An 18,714-nucleotide genomic window follows, 5' to 3' on the forward strand; every position below is an offset into this window, starting at 1 on the left:
GGTGCTACTGGTTTGGGATGAGAACGCCTGGCAAGACTACCTGTGGTGGCAGGCGCAGGATCGGCGCGTACTCAAGCGAATCAACGCCCTCCTGGCGGACATCCAACGCAACGGGACCGAGGGGATCGGCAAACCCGAGGCACTCAAGCATGACTTCGCCGGTTACTGGTTACGGCGCATCACCGACGAACACCGATTGGTCTACAAGGTCGCTGGCAACGAGGTCAGGATCGCTGCCTGCCGGTACCACTACGGCTGAGGCACCCCCTGCGTTGCTTGTTGCCGCGGGGGTCCGGGTCCTGCCGATGCCAGGTGTCGTCCAGATGGATCGCCACCAGTCCGTGAATGACGTGGCCGCTCGTCGGGTCGCCCACGCGTTGATAGCACAGTCCGGTGGGAATGCCCTGGCTCCGTAATACTGCGGCCAGCAGGTGCGACTTCGCGTAGCAGAGTCCGACTCGTTCTCGGAGCACCTCGGAAGCACTGAGCGTCACGCGAGGGTCGTGGACATCATACGAATGGCTCACCTTGTCACGTACCCATTCGAACGTGGCCCGAGCGAACGTGACGTCCGAGGCATGGCCGGCTCGGAGCTCCTCCTCCAGCGTCCGCACCGCCGTGTGGTCGCTCTGGACGAACTCATCCGGATCGAGATAGTCACGCGGCGGCACGGCCTGGAGTCGTGGGTGGGACATACCCACCACCTACCCTTCACGAATCGTGGACGTGAGGTCAGCATCGTGCGCCGGCGCGTCGATATCGGCGGTGTGGAGGAACCCGAGCCTCGGCATGTCCATCATCATGACTGCTGACATGACCGATGCGTAGTCTGCCTTCGTGCCAGAAGACCAGCGTTCGAGCCGCACCGCGGGAGAACCCCCACTGCACGGGCGCGCCGGCGCCGAGCGGTGGGCAGACTACCTCGACTGGATGCGTGAGGAGATCATCGACGGCGTTCTGGGGCTTCCGGAGTCCGAGCACCGTCTGTCGCGCTTGCCCAGCGGTTGGTCCCCCATCGAGCTGCTCAGTCACCTCCTGCACATGGAGCAGCGGTGGTTCGTGTGGGGCTTCCTCGGCGAGCAGGTGTCCGGGCCGTGGGGCGACTGGAATGTCGCCCCCTCCGGTGGGCAGTCGCCCGACGGGGTCGTCCCTCGGTGGACGGTCGGCAGCGAGGTGACTGCGGAGGAGCTGGCCACGGACCTACGACGCATGGGCCTGCGAACGCGCGCTGTGATGGACGGCCACGGCTTGGACGCCCGCGCTCGTCTCGGCGGACGGTTCACCGCGGACCCACCCACCCTCGAGTGGATCTGTTTCCACGTCCTGGTGGAGTACGCGCGCCATGCAGGTCAGTTCGATGTTGTGCAGGAACTCGCCTCGGTCCCGCGCCCGAGGGCGTGAGGAAGCGGTTGGGTCAGCATCCTCGCAGCACGCACCAACCGCCTCAGCCGCGCCAGGCGTCGAGGTCGGCGTGCTGGCGTTCCAACTCCGGCATCGGACCGTACGCTTCTTCGAGGACTCCCAGCGCCCGCAACGCGGCCTCGCGTCCCGCCGGGTCGATCCGGCCGGTGAGCCGGAGCAGCGTGAAGGCCGCTCCGACCACGATGGTCGCCGCGTCGATCGGCCCTCCCGGCTCCGGCACGTCCTCTCCCCCGTCGGGAAGATCGAGATCGTCGAGGGCCCCCTCGAAGCCGCTCTCCCCCAGCAGGTCCGCCACGGTGAAGTCGGCGATCTCGTCACGCCGGTCGGCCCACTCGTCCAGCAGGTCGGCACCCTCGTCAGTGCCGAACGGGGCGAACTCGCCCGCCGGATCGTCGTAGACAGGATCGGTGAAGTGCTGTTGGAAGGCGGGGTGCGCTGTGGGGAGCGGCCACTCGCCGTCCGGGTCCTCTTCGATGCCGATCTGATCCATGTCCGGGTTCCTCTCGACGAAATGTTCGGCTCCGAGAGCGTCGCATTCCGGGGCCGGTCTCGCGACCCGGTGCAGCAACTTCCGAGGTGAGCCGCGTCACCAGGCCACCGCCGCCCCGTCGGTCGCCATTACTCCGCTCCGGTAGATTGGAGGTACGCCCTCAGCGGGGAGGCTGATGTCATGCCGTGGATCCTGTGGTTGATCTTGGCGGTCGCGCTTGGTGCCGCCGAGATCTTCACCCTCACCCTGGCCTTCGGGCTGCTCGCGGTGGCGGCGCTCGTCGCGGCGGTGGCGGCCGGGGTCGGGGGCGGATTGCTGGCGCAAGTCCTCGCCTTCGCGGTCTCCGGAGTGCTCGGCTTGCTGGTTGTACGCCCGATCGCCCGCCGGCAGATGAAGACTCCCCCGCTGTCCCGCGAGGGCGCCGAGGCACTGGTCGGCCGCACCGCGGTGGTCCTGAAGGACGTCAGCGCGCAGGCCGGACTGATCAAGCTGGCCGGGGAGGAGTGGTCCGCCCGCTCCTACGACGAGTCACAGGTGATCGCCGCGGGGACCACGGTCGAGGTCCTGGAGATCGAGGGCGCGCGGGCGGTCGTCTACCCCCGCGAGTTGCTGCCGTGACAGCCGGCATGATGTGACAGCCGGAGCGAACAGAGGTGGAGTGCAATGGAATGGGTGCTGGTACCGATCATTATCGCAGCGATCCTGGTGGCTTTCCTCGTCGTCGGGAGCGTACGGGTCGTGCCCCAGGCGCGCCGCTACATCATCGAGCGCTTCGGCCGCTACCGGGCGACGCTCCAGCCTGGCCTGAACTTCATCGTGCCGCTGGTCGACCGGGTCAACAGCCGGCTGGACATCCGTGAGCAGGTGTTCACCTCACCCCCGCAGCCGGTGATCACCGAGGACAATCTGGTGGTGAACATCGACACGGTGCTCTATTACCAGATCACCGAGCCGCGCGCCGCGGTCTACGAGGTGGCGAACTACCTGCAGGCCATCGATCAGCTCACCGTGACGACGCTGCGCAATGTGATCGGCAGCATGGACCTGGAGCGTACGTTGACCTCGCGGGAGGAGATCAACGCGCAGTTGCGTACGGTCCTCGACGACGCGACCGGCAAGTGGGGCATCCGGGTCAACCGGGTGGAGATCAAGGCCATCGACCCGCCGCCGACCATCAAGGAGGCGATGGAGAAGCAGATGCGGGCCGAGCGGGACAAGCGTGCGGCGATCCTGCATGCGGAGGGCGAGCGACAGTCGAAGATCCTCACTGCCGAGGGCACCCGACAGCAGTCGATCCTCGAGGCGCAGGGTGACCAGCAGGCCGCGATCCTGCGCGCCGACGGTGAGGCGAAGGCGATCGACCTGGTGTTCCAGGCCGTTCATCGCAACGACGCCGACCCGAAGGTGCTGGCGTACAAGTACCTCGAAGTGCTGCCTCAGCTCGCCGAGGGGGACAACAACACGCTGTGGGTCATCCCTGGTGAGCTGACCAAGGCGATCCAGACCGTCACCGAGGCGTTCGGCGACCGCTCCCTTGCCGTGCCCCGCCCACAGAACGTGGAGACCGCCGGCCGACCAGACGCGGAGCCCGGCGAGCAGGGCGAACAGAACGATGCGGGCGAAGGTGCCCCGCCCGCGTTGACCGCTGGGGCGCAGCCCGCCTACGATGTCGCTCCCTCCGCGGAGCGGGTGGCCGAGATGGCCCGCGCAGCGGTCGACGACGCCAGGGCCGAGGCAGCAGCGGCGGAGCGGGAGGCGCCCGGCGGGTCAGTCGGGCTGTAGCACCAGCTTCTGGCCGAGTGCTGCGGCGAGGCGTGCGAGGGTCTCGAGAGTCGGATTGCCGCGCCCATTCTCGATTGATATGTGTTCCGGCCCAAAGTTGGTCTCCACGGTCCAATCGGCCACGGTGCGCCTCCCTCCATTGCTTCGAGGCTATCGGCGAGGTGTGACAGTGGTGACTACCCTCGACAGGCTGGTGCCTACGATGGGCCGTGGGTGCGCCGGGTGATCGCTCTGATCGCGCCCGTCTTTTGCCCCCTGGTGGGTCGGACCGGACACTGCACGCACAGACAGGAGCTGATGTGACGGAGACGTCGGTGGCCGACGTGATGGCGGAACTGGCCGACCTCGCGGACCCGAAGATCCGTGAGGTCAACGAGCGCCACGGTGACGACCACGGCGTCAACCTCACCAAGCTCCGGGCCGTGGCGAAGCGGCTGAAGATCCAGCCGGATCTTGCTCGCCGACTGTGGGTGACCGGCGACAGCGCGGCCCGGCTGCTGGCACTATCACCGAGATGGTACGCCGGCAGGAGGAGAAGTCCTAGTGCGTGAGCCCTGTCGCGCCCGGTGAGGAGGACCTGGCTCAGCCTTCCGGATCAGAGCTGACCCTGTCCATCGGTCCCCATCGGGAGCGGCGTCATCCGCGTGACCGTGGTGGGCTCGGCGATCAGAGCCGCGACGTCACCGTTCAGGACACCGACGCCCGCGCCCCGCGAGTGCACGTCCAACGCCTCCGCGCTCGCCCACTTCTCGATCATGGTGACCGTCCCGTCCTCGGCGTCGTGGATCGCGTAGAGCTCGCAACCCTCCTCACCGTGGACCGCCTCGATCCCGGCCCGCATGGCGGTCACCAGGTCGGCCTTGCGGCCGGGGAGCGGATGGAAGACGGCGGTGACGACGACGGTCATCTGGATTCTCCTTGTCTGCCGCATCCGACTCCGGACGGCGGCGTCGGCTCGACGCTACGCCCCTGGCCGAGCGCCCCCAGCGGCGCCCCTTGGCCCGCACCGGCGCAGGGCCATCGTCCGGCGTCGCCGCTCACTCCCGGAACTTCAGCACCTCGGTGACCGACACCGACCGGGTGTCCTGGGAGGTGGCGAGTCGTACGACCGCGTACGCCCCCAGCGCCAGCCCGGCCATCACCGCGACGTCACCCGGCGTGACGAGGAACGGGATGCCGATCGGCAGGTGGCTGGTCATCAGCCGCCAGACCTGGCTCATGATCGCCACCGAGACGGGGATGGCCAGGGCCATGCTGCCGACCACCAGCCACAGATAGTTGTCGAGGTAGAGCCGGCCGACCTGGCGGTCGCTGTAGCCGAGGGCCTTCAGCAGGGAGATCGAGTACCGCTGCCGGGCGACGACCATCCGGATGAGCACGTACAGCACCACGACCAGGATGAGCATCGACGACCCGGTGACCAGCGTGACGATGCGGGACAGCAGCGCATTGAAGGTGGCGACGCCCGCCAGCATCTCCTGGCGCGTGCTGTGGGTGGCCACCCGGTCGGGGTCGAGGTCCAGCGGATGGTCGGCGAACAGCGCGTTGTAGTACGCGACGTTCGCTCCCCCGTCGGCGGCGCTCATCCGTTCGGCGGCGACGGGGATCGCCGGGTCCAGCAGCGCCTGGGCGTGGGCGGGAGTGGTGAAGCCGAAGGCGCCGGTGGTGTAGTCGGCGATCCCCACGATCCGGAAGGCCCAGTTGAGCGTGGTGCCGTCGCTGAGCGCGATCGTGTCCCCCACGCCGAGCTGGTACTTCTGGGCCGCCGCCCGGGACAACACCAGCTCGTGCTCCCCCAGCCCGCTCACCACGGCCGGGAAGTACGGGTTGTCGGCCGGCACCCCGAGGACGGTCAGCGTCTTCCCCGGCCGCCCGTCATCGCCGAGCACCTGCATCGGGACCGCGACGGCAGGATGGGCGTCGGCGGGCAGCCGAGCCAGGTCGGGGAACCGCAGCGTGTAGTAGTCGTGGAAGCTGAGGTCGGTCTCGGCCCGGTCCAGATAGCTGTTCATCGAGCTGCGCATCCCCAGCCCGAACACCATCAGCAGCGTGCACAGGAAGAGACCGGCCACGATCAGCAGGTAGCTGCCCACCGTCCGCAGCGCCTGCCGGAGCCGGAACATCGTCACGAACGACAGCCGTTCCAGGCGCAGCGGCAGCAACGGGCTCGCCATCACCTGGGGACGCAGCAGCTCCTGGGCCGGGCGGCTCAGGGCGCGGCGCACGACCACGACGTTCACCAGCGCCACTACGCCGACCGGGACCCCGATGGCCGCGGCCACGATCTGCGCGGACGGCTCGACCGGGACGGCCGGGAACGAGTAGTAGCCGGTGACGATGTCCAGCGACGGCGCCAACTGGCGGCCCAGGATCGTCCCCAGCAGCGAGCCGAGCGCGGTGATGGCCACCGGCAGGACCAGGTAGTAGCGCAGCAGAGCGGATCCGCTGGTCCCCATCGCCGTCTGCGTCCCGATGACCACCGCGTCGCGCAGGATCCGGTCCCGGGAGAACTCCCCGAGGACGTACGCGACGAGCAGCATCATCAGCACCGTCGTCACCAGCGTGACCACCGAGGTGGTGCGCGCATCATCGACGGCTCCGGTGATCCGGGGGTTGTCGTGGGCCGGCAGGAACAGCGACATCACCGGATATTCCAGTGGCACCCCCGCCTGTCCGGCCGCCGCCACGGCCCGCGCGACGTACGGATCGGCGGCCCGCTGGGGGTCGAGCGGGATCTGCTGCAGGTGCTCGCGCAGCTGGGCCTCGGTGGCTCCGGCCAGCCGGTAGCCGTACGCCGACACCACATCGCGCGGGTGCGCCGCCGCCAGCGCCTCGAAGGCGGGAGGCGTCAGCACCATCAGGGCGAACCGTGCCGGGTCACTGGTCTGGCCGAGTTGGGGGCTGGCCAGTGCGTAGTCGGGCAGGCTGCCGATCCCGCTGATCCGCAGCGGGCGGCCGTCCACCGTGACCGTGTCCCCCACCCGGAGACCGTGGGCGGCCGCGTGTTGCTTCTCGACCATCACCTCGCCGGGGCCGGCCGGCAGTGTGCCGGTGTCGAGGGTGGGCCGGCTGAGCGCCTGGTCGGAGCGGAACGCCCGGACGGTCGTGTCCACCCCGCCCGAGCGGCCGGGCACATCCACGTACGGGGTGGCCGCGATCCGGGCACCCACGGCCTCGGCGTCGGCAAGTTGGCCGGTCGTCAGCGGGACCTCGGTGATCACCGTACCGTCGGCGAGCTGCCCGGCGCGGGCGCCACGGTCGATCCCCCGCAAGGTCGCGGTGGCCGAGGTCAGCAGCCCGACCACGACGCCCAGACCGATGGTCAACAGCACGACGATGGCGGTCCAGCGCGCCCAGGTGGCACGGAACCCGCGCCAGTTGCGGCGCACGGTGAGCAGGAGGGGCGCGGTGGTCATGGTCGGGCAGGTCTCCGTCGGTCACCAGTGGAGGTCGGCCACGGGGCGCGGATCGGGATTGGCCTCGTCACGGATGACCCGGCCGTCCTGGAGCTCGATGACCTGATCGGCCAGGCCGGTGATCGCCTCGTTGTGGGTGACCAGGACCAGTGTGGTCCGATAGCGGCGGTGCACGTCATCGAGGACCTCCAGCATCTGCAGGGAGGTGTGCCGGTCCAGGGCGCCGGTCGGTTCGTCGCACAGCAGCAGGTCGGGGCCCTTGACCAACGCCCGCGCGATCGCGCACCGCTGCTGCTGCCCGCCCGACAGCTGGGCCGGGAACTTGTGCCGGTGCTCCGCCATGCCCAGGTCGCGCAACAACTCGTCGATGTCCAGCGGACGGCGGACGAGTTGGGCGGTGACCTGGATGTTCTCCCGCACGGTGAGGTCGGGCACCAGGTTGTAGAACTGGAAGACGAAGCCGATGTGGTGGCGCCGGTAGCGGGTGAGCCCTCGCGGCGACATCGCCGTGACCTCCTGGTCCGCGACGTGGATGCTGCCGGCGTCCGGGCGGTCCAGCCCACCGATCGCGTTGAGCAGGGTGGACTTGCCGGACCCCGAGGCACCGACGATCACGCAGCGGGCACCGCGGGCGATCGTGAACGACACCTCGTGGAGCACCTCGACCCGCGACTCGCCCTCGCCGTAGTGGCGCGACACTCCCTCGACGCGGACATGGGCCGATGCGGGGGCGTGCTCACTCATCCCGCCCAGTGTGCCACCCGGGGGCCAGCCCTCCGGTGGTGATCGGAGGCCACCTGGTCGCGGCCGCCTACACTCGGCCCGTGGCAGTCCAGCGCTTCGAGCACGCCGGTGTCATCGCCGACGGCCCGGCGGCCGTCACGGTGTTCTTCATCTCTCCGCCCCACCAGGGAAAGGCCAGACCCGATGACCGACCTGATCCTCACCACCGCCACTGTCGCGACCGACCGGGCGGCCCGCTACGGTAAGCAGCTGGTCTCGCACCTCACTCGCCGGGCCGCCGGCGACTGGGACGTCGAGAGCGCCACCGGACACCTCGACTTCGGCGAAGGACGTGCGGAACTCTCGTGTCGCCCCGACGCCCTCGTCATCGAGCTCACCGCCTCGCCGGACGCCGTCGAGCGCCTTCAGGACGTGGTCGCCCGCCACCTCGTACGATTCGGAGCCCGCGACGAGCTGGTCGTCGACTGGGGCCGCCCGACGCGGGCGACCGAAGAGCCGGAGTCGTAGTCCGCGGGCGTCGCGCCCGTGCCAGACTGGGAGCGATCGGGGGAAAGCGAGAATCATGAGCCGGCCATCGGCGTACGTCACCACCATCCGCACCGTCTTCGGCCTGATCTTCGTGGCCGGGTCGGTCGTGCACCTCGGCAATGCCCTCGGTGATCCCTCGGTCTACGGCGCTTTCGGCCGCACCGCTTGGCCGCCGCTCGCCGGCTGGTGGGAGCCACTGGTGATGGCGAACATCGGCTGGTTGGTCGTGGTCATGGTCGGCTTCGAACTCGTCGTCGGCGTGTCGGCCTGGCTGCCCCGACGCTGGAACCGGCTGTCGGTGCTCGCCATGACGGTCTTCTTCGTGTTCCTGGTCTTCCTCGGTTACGGCTTCCCTGTCGACGCCTGGTACCGGGATCTCCTGGTGAACCGATTCGGCTCCGTGGTGATGATCGCGGTGGTGCTCCCCTGGCTGCTACGGCCCCAGCCATTGTCGGTTCCGGCCGCCTGGCGGACGCTCGTACGGTCCGGTGGTCGACGAGCGGACGACGCAGGTAGCCGCGAGGGGTAATAAGCGGGGCCGACATCTCGCGAATGACCCGTTCGGATCTGTCGCGCGTTCGGTGACCTCCACTTGCGCCCCGGATGTCGCCTGAACCGCGCGGACGGTCCTTGGGGCCCCGGTCACATCCCGGCGCCATTGGGCGCCCTGCCAGGTGCGACGATGGGGCCATGCCTGACGTACGTGTGAGAGTGGCCCAGCCCGCGGACCTCGATGCCCTGGTCGACCTGCGCGCCGAGATGTTCCGCGCGATGGGGACACCTGACACGAACGGCCCGTGGCGGGAAAAGGCTCGCCGATGGTTCGCAGACCGGTTGGACCACCCGGACTACCGCATCGTGGTGGTCGAGGCGGCAGGAGCAGTCGTCGCCTGCGCGGTGGGCGCGATCCGCGACGCCGCCCCCTCCCCCGCCAGTCCGGACGGTCGCGACGTCCTGGTGAGCAATGTCTGCACAGCGGAACAGTCCAGGGGGCGCGGCTACGGCCGGGCGGCGTTCGACGCGGTGATGGCCTGGGCCCGGCGGACGGGGGTCGGGCGTGCGGAGCTGATGGCGACCGACGCCGGTCGGCGCCTCTACGAGCGCGCCGGCTTCGTGGGCCAGGAGTGCCTGGCGATGCGGGCCCGGCTGTGCTGACGCGGATCTGGCGCACGCCCGCGGGCTGTCCATCGGCCTGAAGAACTCCCCCGACCTGGTCGATGATCTGGTCGGCAATTTCGATTTCGCGGTCGTCGAACAGTGCTACGAATTCGACGAATGTGACGCGTATGTTCCCTTCATCGACCGGGGCAAGGCCGTCCTGCACGTGGAATACAACGTGCCCGTCAGCCGGTTCTGCCCGACCACGACCGATCTGGGATTCTCGTCGATGCGCAAGCGGCTCAGCCTCAATGCCTGGCGTCAGGTGTGTCCCTGAAAGGTGCCGAACCGGTGCCCGCGCGTCAGTCGTCGAGATCGAGAATGTCTGACCCGTACCAGTCGGTGCTCTTGCCGGAGGTGAGCAACGCGATGATGGCCTTGTTGATGATCTCGTCGGTGGACTGATCAGCGGCGGTGGTGAGGGTGTCCAGGGCCCGACGGGCTTGGTCGCTGAGATGCACGGTGATCTCCAGATCCATGACTCCGACGGTAGTCTCCCGCAGGGCCGCCGTGCATCCGCGAGGCACCGCCGGAAGCGATGGCGTCGGTCGCGCGCGCCGTCCCCTTCGTCGCGTCCCGCGTCCGATCGGACGGATCTCCCGGGTCTGATTAGGCTGCCCCTGTGATTGAACGAACGATCCGCACGGTGGCGGTGGTCGGTGCCGGGGCGATGGGAGCCATGTACGCAGCGCACTTCGCCGGGGCGGGACTGACGACCTGGCTCGTGGCACGAGGCGACCGCGCCGACCGGCTGCGCTCCCCCGGCCTGACCGTCAACGGGGAGCCGCTGCGCGCCGAGGTCGTCGACCCCGAGGCCGCGGTCGGCCGGCGGACCGCCGACCTCGTCCTCATCGCCGTCAAGCACCGTCAGCTGGCCGATGCCATCGCCGAGGTCGCTCCCCTGGTCGGGGAGCAGACCACCTTCCTGTCCGTCCTCAACGGGCTCGACAGCGAGCAGGCGATCGCCGAGGCATACGGCGCCGAACGGGTGCTGCTGTGCATCGCGTTGGCGATGGACGCCCAGCGGGACGGCACCCGGGTCACCTTCCGTCAACCGGGCCGGCTGGCCCTCGGGGTGGGGCCGGGCCTCGGGTCACCCGAGCGGCTGCGGGCGACGCAACAGGCGCTGGACCGGGCCGGACTCGTCTGGGTGGCCCCGGCCGACATGCGTCACGAGATGTGGTGGAAGTTCATGGTCAACGTCGGGGTCAACCAGGCCTCCGCGGTGCGGCGGGACCCGTACGGGGCCTTCCAGCACGACGGGCCGGCCCGCTCACTGATGCTGGCACTGATGGACGAGGTGATCGCCGTTGCGGGGCCGGAGGGTGTCGACCTGGGTGGGGCCGACCTCGCCGAGTGGGACCGGGTCCTGGCCGGCCAGCCGGCGCAGGGACTGACCTCGATGTACCAGGACGTGCTCGCCGGCCGGCCCACCGAGGTCGACATCTTCGCGGGCCAGGTCGTCGCGCTCGGCCTCCGTCACGGCATCCCCACCCCGTACAACCAGGCGATGCAGTGGATCCTGTCCTGACCGGTCCCCGCTCAGCGTGACTGCGGCAGCTTCACCCCGCGGCCGCGCCTCGGGTTGGACGGTGGCGGGACCACCGGGCCGATGTCCCCGTCCGGGGCCAGGTCGAGGTCCACGATCACCGGAGCGTGGTCGCTCGGCCCGGTGCCCTTCCGGGCCGCCCGGTCCACCCAGGCGGCGGCCACCCGGGCTGCCACCGGGGCCGAGGCGAGCACCAGGTCGATGCGCATCCCCAGGTCCTGGTGGAACATCCCGGCACGGTAGTCCCAGTAGGAGAACACTCGCTCGTGCGGCCACCGGGCCCGCACCACATCGGTCAACCCGAACGCTGCGAGCCGCTCCCGCTCGGGCCCGGTGACGTGGGTCTGCCCCTCGTACGCTGCCGGATCGAAGACGTCGGCATCCGCCGGGGCGATGTTCATGTCACCGCACAGCACCAGCTCGGTCGGCCCGGCCGCGACGGCCCGTGCCAGCGCGTCGAGCCATGCCAGCTTGTACGCGTAGTGGTCGGAGCCGACCTCGCGGCCGTTCGGTACGTACAGGCTGTGCACCCGGACACCGCCGCAGGTGGCACTGATTGCGCGCGCCTCGGCACGTCCCTCGAAGTCGGGCTGGCCGGCGAATCCGGCCTCGACGTCGTCCAGTCCGACCCGGGACAGCAAGGCGACCCCGTTCCACTGGCCCTGCCCGTGGTGGGCGACCTGATAGCCGAGAGCTGCCAGTGGTGCGGCGAGCAGGTCGGTGAAGGCGGTGTCCGACAACTTGGTCTCCTGGAGGCAGACGACGTCCGGACGCCGCTCCTCCAGCCAGGGCATCAGCCGCGGCACGCGCTGCTTGACGGAGTTCACATTCCAGGTGGCGATCCTCACGGACGAGACGCTACCCGTGCCGACCCCGCGGCACACCGGGTCCGGCCCGACCGGCCGAGGTCCCGGTGCACCCGCCCGACGGACGGCCCGGCCGCGCGCCGTCAGTCGTCGGTGTCGCCCAGCTCCTCGCGGCGGGCCGTCGCCAGCTCGTGCTCGTGCCGGCCGAAGTACATCAACTCCCAGATCGCCGGGGCGGCCCCCCGGTACGTCAGGGTGTCACCCTCGTAGACGTCCAGGTGGGCCTCACCGGCGAACCGCTGGTGCGACCCGTCGAACCCGGCCAGCCGGGCCGCGGTCCGTTGCGGCTCCTTCAGCTGGTCGAGGAACCGGGTGCGCAGGATCGTCTCGCTGCGCCGGTAGGACAACACGTAGCGGTGGTCGCGATCGCGATAACAGTAAGTGGTCAGGCCGGCGACGGGCTTGCCGGTGAGCTCGTCGGTGAACATCTCCTCCTTGCTGAACGACACCCGGGAGGCGTCCCCGGCGATCACCCTGCCGTCGCGCGCCAGCATGAACACCGGGACGGTGTCGTAGCCGTACGCCTTCTCCGCGACGATCCACGACGAGATGACGGTGTAGGGGCCGATGCTCGCCCGACCCCAGTACCAGTTGTTGACCACCCGGGCCAGCGGCACGGTGCCCCAGTTGTGGTCGTGGTACCCGTCTCCGGCGCTGACGTGGCTCGTCCCGTCGACGGTGTAGCGGACGTCCACGGTGCCGGCGGGAACGGACGGAAGCCACCCGAAGACCCGGTCCGGGCCCTCCCCGAAGAGGATCTGGCCGGCCCCCGGGCGCCACGGCTCGGTCGTTCCGTGCAGTGTCACCTCGACCAGCAGGTCGTCCAGGGTCAGGTAGACGGTGTAGTCGTGCAGGTCCCCGCGGAAGGTGTTGTCGCCCATCCGTACGTCACAGTGGTCGCGCTGCGCCGAGAAGAGCTCGGGATCGACGTGAGCCACCCTGTGGATCCGGCGCCCGTCCGGCAGGTCGAGGTCGGCGATGATCAACGGTCGCAGCCCGGTGCTCGGGTGGGTCATGTCCTTGGTGGCGAAGGTGATCACCAGCGTGGCGCCGTCGTCGAGGTGGGCGTCGACGTACCACCACTCGTACTGTCCGGGGTGGTGCGGATCGGTCCGTAGCCCGTCCTCCCAGGCTTGCACGGTGGGGGCGAGGCCGAGTCGGGTGATCTGCTGGGGGTCGGCGACCAGCTGAGCATGTCTGCGAGCCATGGTTCTCCGTTCCGGAAGCGTTCGGGGTGAGTCGATCGGGACATCCAGTGTGACACGGCTCACATGACGGCGTCAGGGGAACGCTCTGGTCACTCCCCGTCGTGTCGAGCGGCGTTCGCGGCACGCGGTGGCATCCTGAGGGGAGATCGAGATGACCGACGGTTGGTGCCGTTCCAGCGGTGCGGTGGGACCGGATCGGGGGACGCTGGGATGAGGGACGTCGTGATGACGCGTGCAGGTCTGGTCCGCGGTGCGGTGGCCGCCCTGGTCACCGCCGTCGTGCTGGTGATGTCGGCCTGTGCGCCGAAGCCCTCCGCGGTGCCTGCCGTGTCGGGCACACCGGACGCCGCCGCGACACCGTCCGAGACGGCCACGCCGTCGCCCTCACCGGGGCCGTCCGACCTCGCTTCCCCGACTCCGCAGCCGTCGGGGACCACCCCGTCCCCGACGACCTCCCCCTCGACCAGTACCCCGTCGGCGGGACCGGCCATCCTGGAGCGCGGCGACTCCGGTCAGCAGGTCCGTGACCTGCAGGCCCGGCTGCAGCAGATCGGCTGGTTCTCCGGCTCCGTCACCGGCTACTACGGCGACGCGACGGTCGCCGCAGTCAAGGGATTCCAGGCCAAGCGCGGTCTGCCGGTCACCGGCGCCGTCGACCGAGCCACCCAGGACCGGCTGCGGTCGATGACCCGCACCCCCACCGCCGCGGAACTGAGTGGCCAGTCGTCGGGCACCGGGACGAGCACGGCGGAGCTCGACCCGCGGTGCCTGACCGGGCGGGCCATCTGCATCAGCAAGTCGACCCGCCAGCTGGTCTGGGTGGTGGACGGCCAGCCCCGACTGCGGATGGACGTACGGTTCGGCTCCGAGCTGACCCCCACCCGGGAGGGCGCCTTCCAGGTCGAGTGGAAGGCCCGTGACTGGGTCTCGACGATCTACCACACCCCGATGCCGTACTCGATGTTCTTCTCCGGCGGTCAGGCGGTGCACTACTCCGCCGACTTCGCCGCCCGCGGCTACAACGGCTCCTCGCACGGCTGTGTGAACGTCCGCGACTACAACGGCATCGCCACCCTCTACAGCCAGGTGCAGGTGGGCGACAAGGTGATCGTCTACCGCTGACGGTGGGACGTACGCGTCCACCCGGCCCGTGACGTACGCGTCGGCGGAGCGCGGCGACCTGCGACGTCAAGGGTTCTGCTCTGCCTTCCTGCAATCCTTTGTTGCCGGTGCGGTGGAGGCCTAGTTTTCTCCCGGAAGGCCCCACGACACAGGAGAGACCCATGGACACGACCCGGATGCGGCCCGATCGTTCCTGCCCGGGTCGTGCCTGTCGTCGGAGCTGACCCCCGCGAGGGGCGGCCAGCCGTCGCGGCGCGATGATCTCCTCGTCCCGGCCCCGACCTCTCCTGCTCGTCGCCGCGTCGGCGGCGCCGGGAGCTGCCGCTCGGCACGCCCGACGCTGTCAGCGCCTCTCCTCGCCCCTCCGCGCCGTGACGGACCGCGCGTCGTTCGACGGTCCCTCGGCCCCGTCCACCGCGCGTGTCCGTCCAGACCCGAGTGCCCGTCCAGAAAGAGAGAGATCCATGTCCAATCCGTCTGACCTGTCCACCACCGGCAGGCACGCCGCGCCTGACCCGGATTCCCCACCCGCCACCTCCGACAGCCGATCGCCGCTGCTGCACAGCGAGGACTGGTGGTCGGTGTGGGTCGGGCTTTTCCTGGTCGTCCTCGGCGTGCTGCTGTGGGCGCTGGGCGGCAGCCTCGCCGCCATCACCCCGCAGATCGCCAAGTGGAGTTCGTTCCCGGCGCTGGCGACCCAGCTCGGCGGTCACGCCGTCAACATCGTTGCCCTCTTCGTCGTGCTCGGTGCCCTCTTCACCCTGGTGGCGCGATTCCTCCGACTCGAGACGGCGCATTTCATCGCCGGGTTCGCGGTGCTCTTCGTGGCCGCCCTGGTGATCAACATCTTCGCCACCTGGTCGTGGGCGAGCTCCTACAACCTCGAAGCGCCCATCGTCGCGCTGGCCCTGGGCCTGCTGATCGGCAATCTCGCCCCGGTGCCGGCCTGGCTCGACTCCGCCCTGCGCACCGAGCTCTATGTCAAGGTCGGCATCGTCCTGCTCGGGGCGACGCTCCCGTTCACCCTCATCGTGAAGGCCGGTCCGGTGGCTTTCGTCCAGGCCACCGTGATCGCCCTGGCGACCTTCCTGGTGATCTACTTCGTCGGCACCAGGCTGCTCGGTCTCGACCAGCGGTTCGCCGCCACCCTCGGCGCCGGCGGATCGATCTGCGGGGTGTCGGCCTCGATCGCGGTCGGCTCCTCGGTCAAGGCGAAGAAGGAACACGTCTCGATCACCATCTCGCTCGTCGTCGTCTGGGCGGTGGCCGCGATCTTCCTGCTGACGGCCATCTCCAAGGCGCTCGGCCTGCATCCCGGGGTGGCCGGGGCCTGGATCGGGTCGTCGGAGTTCGCCGACGCTGCCGGCATCACCGCGGCCAGCGCCTTCGGCGACCAGGGACTGGCTGCCTTCACCCTGGTCAAGGTCGTCGGCCGCGACATCTTCATCGGCATCTGGAGCCTGGTGCTGGCCCTGATCGCCATCACCTACTGGGACCGTCGGGAGGTCGTGGCGGAGGCCGAGGCGGCCGGCGCGCCGCGTCCCGGCGTCGATGTCGCCCAGATCTGGCATCGGTTCCCGAAGTTCGTCATCGGCTTCTTCGTCGGCTCGATCGTGTTGACCGTGCTCATCCTCGCGGCGGGCGCCGCCGGGTCCGCCAGTGTCACCACCGACGTGATCAACCCGATCAAGGACATCAGGACCTGGGTGTTCACCTTCACCTTCCTGTCGATCGGCCTCACCACCCGCTTCCGGGACCTGACCTCGGTCGGCTGGCGCCCGCTGGCGGCGTTCAGTGCCGGCGCGGTGGTCAACATCCTGCTGGGCTTCGCCCTGTCGGCGTGGCTTCTGGCTGGCTTCTGGTCCTCCCTCTGAGCATCCCGATGAGACCCGACAACACCGTCTGCCTGGCCCGCACCATCGTCACCCTCGACCTGGCCGTCGACGGCGGTCGTGGTGCGGCGGACCCCGCCGGCCTCGTCCGTGACCTGGTTGCCGCCCGGGCACGACTCGCCCGGGCGGAGTCCGTCGTCCGGGCGCTGGCCGACGCCGTTCCGGACCTGAGAGTCCGCCGGACCCGCAGCGCCGTCGAACTGTCCACGTACGCCGCCGATCTGGTCGACGTCGAGGCGATCCTGCTCACCGCGGGGGCACTGCCGCACGAGCATCGTGTCGACGTCGAGTACTCCCGCAAGTGGGGCATGCTGTAGCCGTCGTCGCGGGTGCGCCCGGGTTGGCGTACGCATCGGCCGGGCTGATGCGTACGCCACCCGACGTCAGGCACGTCCGGAGGCCGCCCGACGCCGGCGGGTCGTCGAGTCGATGATCACGGCCAGCAGGGTGACCAGGCCGGTGATGATGAACCGGATGCTGGAGTTGAGGTCCAGCAGGTCCAGGCCGTTGCTGATCGACTGGATGACGAAGATGCCCAGCAGTGCCGAGTAGGCCGAGCCGCGCCCGCCGAACAGGCTGGTGCCGCCGATGACCGCAGCGGCGATCGCGTTCAGGTTCACGTCGCCGGTGCCGGTGCTCTGGTTCGCCGCGGCGAGTCGGGCCGCGAAGAGCACCCCACCCAGGCCGGCGAAGGTCGAGCAGGTCATGAACACCGACAGGTAGACCCGCCGGACGTTGATGCCGGCCCGCCGCGCCGCCTCGATGTTGCCACCGACAGCCATGATCGTACGGCCCCACTTGGTGCGCCGGATGACGAAGTCCATGATCGCGATCACCAGGACGAACAGGACGAACATCAGCGGCACACCGCGGTCGCGGTCCAGGACGAAGGTCACCACGGCCAGCGCCAGCGCCAGCAGTACTGCCCGGCCGACGACGATGCTCACCGGCAGGGTGGACAGCCCGGCGCCGCCCCGGTGGCGGTTGGTGTTGAGTCCGGCGGCCAACGCGACCAGGGCGGCCAACACTGCCAGCAGGTAGCTCAGCCAGGCCGGCAGGAAGGTCCCGTTGGCGAACTGCACCAGACCGGAATCGAACGGGATGTTGACCGTGCCCTGGTTGCCCAGCACGAGCAGCTGGACGCCCAGGAAGGCGAGCAGGCCGGCCAGCGTGATGACGAAGCTCGGGACCCCGAACCGGTTGAACACCATGCCGTAGACCAGACCGATCGCTGTGCCGCTGAGCACCGCGACCAGCACCGCGGCGATCAGCGGCAGGCCGGCGTTGACGAAGGTCACCGCGACCACGGCGGCGGTGAGACCCGACACCGATCCGGCCGACAGGTCGATCTCGCCCAGCAACAGGACGAACACGATGCCCAGCGAGAGGACACCGATCGGCACCAGCTGGATCATCAGGTTGACCAGGTTCTGCGCCGAGATGAACGCCGGACTGAGCACGGTGAAGATCACCCAGATCAGGATCAGGCCGATGATCACCGGCAGCGAGCCGATGTCACCACCCCGCAGCCGCAGTAGCTGGGCCTTGGCCCAGCCCTTCAGCCCCTCCTCGGCGATCAGGCGTTCGTCCTGCAGGTCCGCCGGGGGCACGGCCGGCGGGAGCTCGCCCGGCATCGCGGCGAGTTCCCGCTTGGAGGGTCGCCTCGGCACGGCCGGTCTCGTCGGCCCCGACTTCTCGGTGCTCATCGCTGACTCCCCTCCTGTGTGCCGTCCTGGGTGGCAGCGGCACTCGCCGGGCCGGTGCCGTCGGACGGCCGCATGTTGTTGACGGCACCGGTGATCGCCGCGACGATCTGCTCGACGGTCGTGTCGGCCACCCGGTACTCCCCGTTGTTGCGGCCCAGCCGCAGCACCACGACCCGATCGGCGACCGCCATCACATCGGCCATGTTGTGACTGATCAGGATCACCGCCAGACCGCGGTCGCGCAGTCGGCGGATCAGGTTGAGCACCTCGGCGGTCTGGGCCACGCCGAGGGCCGCAGTGGGCTCGTCGAGCATCACCAGGCGTGGTTCGCCGAGCAGCGCCCGGGCGATGGCGACGGTCTGGCGCTGGCCGCCGGACAGGCTCGCCACGGCGATGCGTACGGAGGGGATCCTGGCGCTCAGCTCACGCAGCAGCCCCCAGGATCGCTTCTCCATCGCCACCTCGTCCAGCACAGAGGCGTGGGTGACCTCACTGCCGAGGAAGAGGTTGGAGACGACGTCGAGGTTGTCACACAACGCCAGATCCTGGTGGACGGTGGCGATGCCCATCTTCTGCGCCTGCGCCGGAGAGCCGATGTGCACCTCTTCGCCGTTGAAGTAGATGTGCCCCTCGTCGGGGAGGTGGACGCCGGCGATCGCCTTGATCAGCGTCGACTTCCCGGCGCCGTTGTCGCCGACGAGGGCCACCACCTCGCCCGCCCTGGCATGGAACTCGATGTCACTGAGCGCCTGGACGGCGCCGAACCGCTTCGCGATGCCCGTCATCGACAGCACTTCGGGCGGGGAGGTGGTGGTCATGGTCGTTTCTGTC

24 protein-coding genes are annotated in these 18,714 nt (G+C 69.5%); 13 read left to right on the top strand and 11 right to left on the bottom strand.

Annotated features, from left to right (window positions below):
- Position 1 precedes the first annotated feature (1 nt).
- Positions 2-259 (top strand): Txe/YoeB family addiction module toxin, encoded by a 258-nt coding sequence (locus R0145_RS07955; RefSeq protein ID WP_317840187.1) that lies wholly within the window; start codon positions 2-4, stop codon positions 257-259.
- Here R0145_RS07955 and R0145_RS07960 read toward each other — a convergent pair.
- On the bottom strand, positions 225-695 hold the full coding sequence (locus R0145_RS07960; protein ID WP_317839828.1) for a transglutaminase family protein: 471 nt from the start codon (positions 693-695) through the stop codon (positions 225-227). The genes R0145_RS07955 and R0145_RS07960 overlap by 35 nt on opposite strands.
- Positions 696-837: 142 nt before the next feature.
- Between R0145_RS07960 and R0145_RS07965 the strand changes: the two genes are divergently transcribed.
- Complete coding sequence (locus tag R0145_RS07965; RefSeq protein ID WP_317839829.1) at positions 838-1,401, top strand: DUF664 domain-containing protein; 564 nt, start codon at positions 838-840, stop codon at positions 1,399-1,401.
- Positions 1,402-1,444: 43 nt separating this feature from the next.
- On the opposite strand, the gene R0145_RS07970 is transcribed toward R0145_RS07965, so the two are convergent.
- Entirely contained in the window at positions 1,445-1,912 is a 468-nt protein-coding gene (locus tag R0145_RS07970; RefSeq protein WP_317839830.1) for a hypothetical protein, read from the bottom strand.
- A gap of 180 nt (positions 1,913-2,092) precedes the next feature.
- Here R0145_RS07970 and R0145_RS07975 point away from each other — a divergent pair, with 180 nt between their 5' ends.
- Positions 2,093-2,530 carry an NfeD family protein gene (locus R0145_RS07975; protein WP_317839831.1) on the top strand — a complete coding sequence of 146 codons (438 nt, stop codon included), beginning with the start codon at positions 2,093-2,095 and terminating at the stop codon, positions 2,528-2,530.
- A gap of 45 nt (positions 2,531-2,575) precedes the next feature.
- Positions 2,576-3,694, top strand: a complete 1,119-nt coding sequence (locus tag R0145_RS07980) for an SPFH domain-containing protein (protein WP_317839832.1) — start codon at positions 2,576-2,578, stop codon at positions 3,692-3,694.
- Here R0145_RS07980 and R0145_RS18400 read toward each other — a convergent pair.
- Positions 3,680-3,817, bottom strand: a complete 138-nt coding sequence (locus tag R0145_RS18400; RefSeq protein ID WP_411742087.1) for a helix-turn-helix domain-containing protein — start codon at positions 3,815-3,817, stop codon at positions 3,680-3,682. The two genes, R0145_RS07980 and R0145_RS18400, sit on opposite strands and share 15 nt — an antisense overlap.
- Positions 3,818-3,993: 176 nt before the next feature.
- On the opposite strand from R0145_RS18400, the gene R0145_RS07985 reads away from it, so the two are divergent.
- Positions 3,994-4,245, top strand: a complete 252-nt coding sequence (locus R0145_RS07985) for a DNA alkylation repair protein (protein ID WP_317839833.1) — start codon at positions 3,994-3,996, stop codon at positions 4,243-4,245.
- Positions 4,246-4,289: 44 nt separating this feature from the next.
- Here R0145_RS07985 and R0145_RS07990 read toward each other — a convergent pair whose 3' ends face one another.
- The 3 genes from R0145_RS07990 to R0145_RS08000 all read right to left on the bottom strand — a co-directional run bounded on the left by R0145_RS07990 (position 4,290) and on the right by R0145_RS08000 (position 7,854).
- Positions 4,290-4,601, bottom strand: coding sequence for a putative quinol monooxygenase (locus R0145_RS07990; protein WP_317839834.1), 312 nt, complete (start codon positions 4,599-4,601; stop codon positions 4,290-4,292).
- 130 nt (positions 4,602-4,731) lie between these two features.
- Positions 4,732-7,110 carry an ABC transporter permease gene (locus tag R0145_RS07995; RefSeq protein WP_317839835.1) on the bottom strand — a complete coding sequence of 793 codons (2,379 nt, stop codon included), beginning with the start codon at positions 7,108-7,110 and terminating at the stop codon, positions 4,732-4,734.
- A 21-nt stretch (positions 7,111-7,131) separates the two neighbouring features.
- Positions 7,132-7,854, bottom strand: a complete 723-nt coding sequence (locus R0145_RS08000) for an ABC transporter ATP-binding protein (RefSeq protein ID WP_317839837.1) — start codon at positions 7,852-7,854, stop codon at positions 7,132-7,134.
- Positions 7,855-8,037: 183 nt separating this feature from the next.
- Here R0145_RS08000 and R0145_RS08005 point away from each other — a divergent pair, with 183 nt between their 5' ends.
- The 4 genes from R0145_RS08005 to R0145_RS18405 all read left to right on the top strand — a co-directional run bounded on the left by R0145_RS08005 (position 8,038) and on the right by R0145_RS18405 (position 9,817).
- Positions 8,038-8,361, top strand: coding sequence for a DUF2218 domain-containing protein (locus R0145_RS08005; protein ID WP_317839838.1), 324 nt, complete (start codon positions 8,038-8,040; stop codon positions 8,359-8,361).
- Positions 8,362-8,416: 55 nt separating this feature from the next.
- Positions 8,417-8,911: a hypothetical protein gene (locus R0145_RS08010; RefSeq protein WP_317839839.1), complete on the top strand. Its 495-nt coding sequence runs from the start codon at positions 8,417-8,419 to the stop codon at positions 8,909-8,911.
- Between the two features lie 161 nt (positions 8,912-9,072).
- Positions 9,073-9,537: a GNAT family N-acetyltransferase gene (locus R0145_RS08015; protein ID WP_317839840.1), complete on the top strand. Its 465-nt coding sequence runs from the start codon at positions 9,073-9,075 to the stop codon at positions 9,535-9,537.
- Positions 9,538-9,544: 7 nt separating this feature from the next.
- A complete protein-coding gene (locus R0145_RS18405; RefSeq protein ID WP_411742101.1) occupies positions 9,545-9,817 on the top strand; it encodes an endo alpha-1,4 polygalactosaminidase in 273 nt (90 codons plus the stop codon).
- A 25-nt stretch (positions 9,818-9,842) separates the two neighbouring features.
- Here R0145_RS18405 and R0145_RS08020 read toward each other — a convergent pair whose 3' ends face one another.
- Positions 9,843-10,019, bottom strand: a complete 177-nt coding sequence (locus R0145_RS08020; RefSeq protein ID WP_317839841.1) for a hypothetical protein — start codon at positions 10,017-10,019, stop codon at positions 9,843-9,845.
- 143 nt (positions 10,020-10,162) lie between these two features.
- Here R0145_RS08020 and R0145_RS08025 point away from each other — a divergent pair, with 143 nt between their 5' ends.
- Positions 10,163-11,071 carry a 2-dehydropantoate 2-reductase gene (locus tag R0145_RS08025; RefSeq protein WP_317839842.1) on the top strand — a complete coding sequence of 303 codons (909 nt, stop codon included), beginning with the start codon at positions 10,163-10,165 and terminating at the stop codon, positions 11,069-11,071.
- Between the two features lie 11 nt (positions 11,072-11,082).
- On the opposite strand, the gene R0145_RS08030 is transcribed toward R0145_RS08025, so the two are convergent.
- Both R0145_RS08030 and R0145_RS08035 read right to left on the bottom strand, forming a co-directional pair.
- Positions 11,083-11,937 carry an exodeoxyribonuclease III gene (locus tag R0145_RS08030; RefSeq protein WP_317839843.1) on the bottom strand — a complete coding sequence of 285 codons (855 nt, stop codon included), beginning with the start codon at positions 11,935-11,937 and terminating at the stop codon, positions 11,083-11,085.
- A gap of 101 nt (positions 11,938-12,038) precedes the next feature.
- Entirely contained in the window at positions 12,039-13,163 is a 1,125-nt protein-coding gene (locus tag R0145_RS08035) for a hypothetical protein (protein WP_317839844.1), read from the bottom strand.
- Between the two features lie 225 nt (positions 13,164-13,388).
- On the opposite strand from R0145_RS08035, the gene R0145_RS08040 reads away from it, so the two are divergent.
- From R0145_RS08040 to R0145_RS08050, 3 genes are all read left to right on the top strand, one after another.
- Entirely contained in the window at positions 13,389-14,285 is an 897-nt protein-coding gene (locus R0145_RS08040) for a L,D-transpeptidase family protein (protein WP_317839845.1), read from the top strand.
- A 464-nt stretch (positions 14,286-14,749) separates the two neighbouring features.
- Complete coding sequence (locus R0145_RS08045; protein ID WP_317839846.1) at positions 14,750-16,159, top strand: YeiH family protein; 1,410 nt, start codon at positions 14,750-14,752, stop codon at positions 16,157-16,159.
- An 8-nt stretch (positions 16,160-16,167) separates the two neighbouring features.
- Positions 16,168-16,494: a hypothetical protein gene (locus R0145_RS08050; RefSeq protein ID WP_317839847.1), complete on the top strand. Its 327-nt coding sequence runs from the start codon at positions 16,168-16,170 to the stop codon at positions 16,492-16,494.
- A 66-nt stretch (positions 16,495-16,560) separates the two neighbouring features.
- Here the strand turns inward: R0145_RS08050 and R0145_RS08055 are convergent, their stop codons facing one another.
- Together R0145_RS08055 and R0145_RS08060 are read right to left on the bottom strand one after the other, a co-directional pair.
- Positions 16,561-17,883: an ABC transporter permease subunit gene (locus tag R0145_RS08055; RefSeq protein ID WP_317839848.1), complete on the bottom strand. Its 1,323-nt coding sequence runs from the start codon at positions 17,881-17,883 to the stop codon at positions 16,561-16,563.
- On the bottom strand, positions 17,880-18,701 hold the full coding sequence (locus R0145_RS08060; protein ID WP_317839849.1) for an ATP-binding cassette domain-containing protein: 822 nt from the start codon (positions 18,699-18,701) through the stop codon (positions 17,880-17,882). The genes R0145_RS08055 and R0145_RS08060 overlap by 4 nt, the downstream gene beginning before the upstream one ends.
- Positions 18,702-18,714 lie beyond the last annotated feature (13 nt).

The organism is Raineyella sp. W15-4, assembly GCF_033170155.1.
Classification (GTDB): Bacteria; Actinomycetota; Actinomycetes; order Propionibacteriales; family Propionibacteriaceae; genus Raineyella.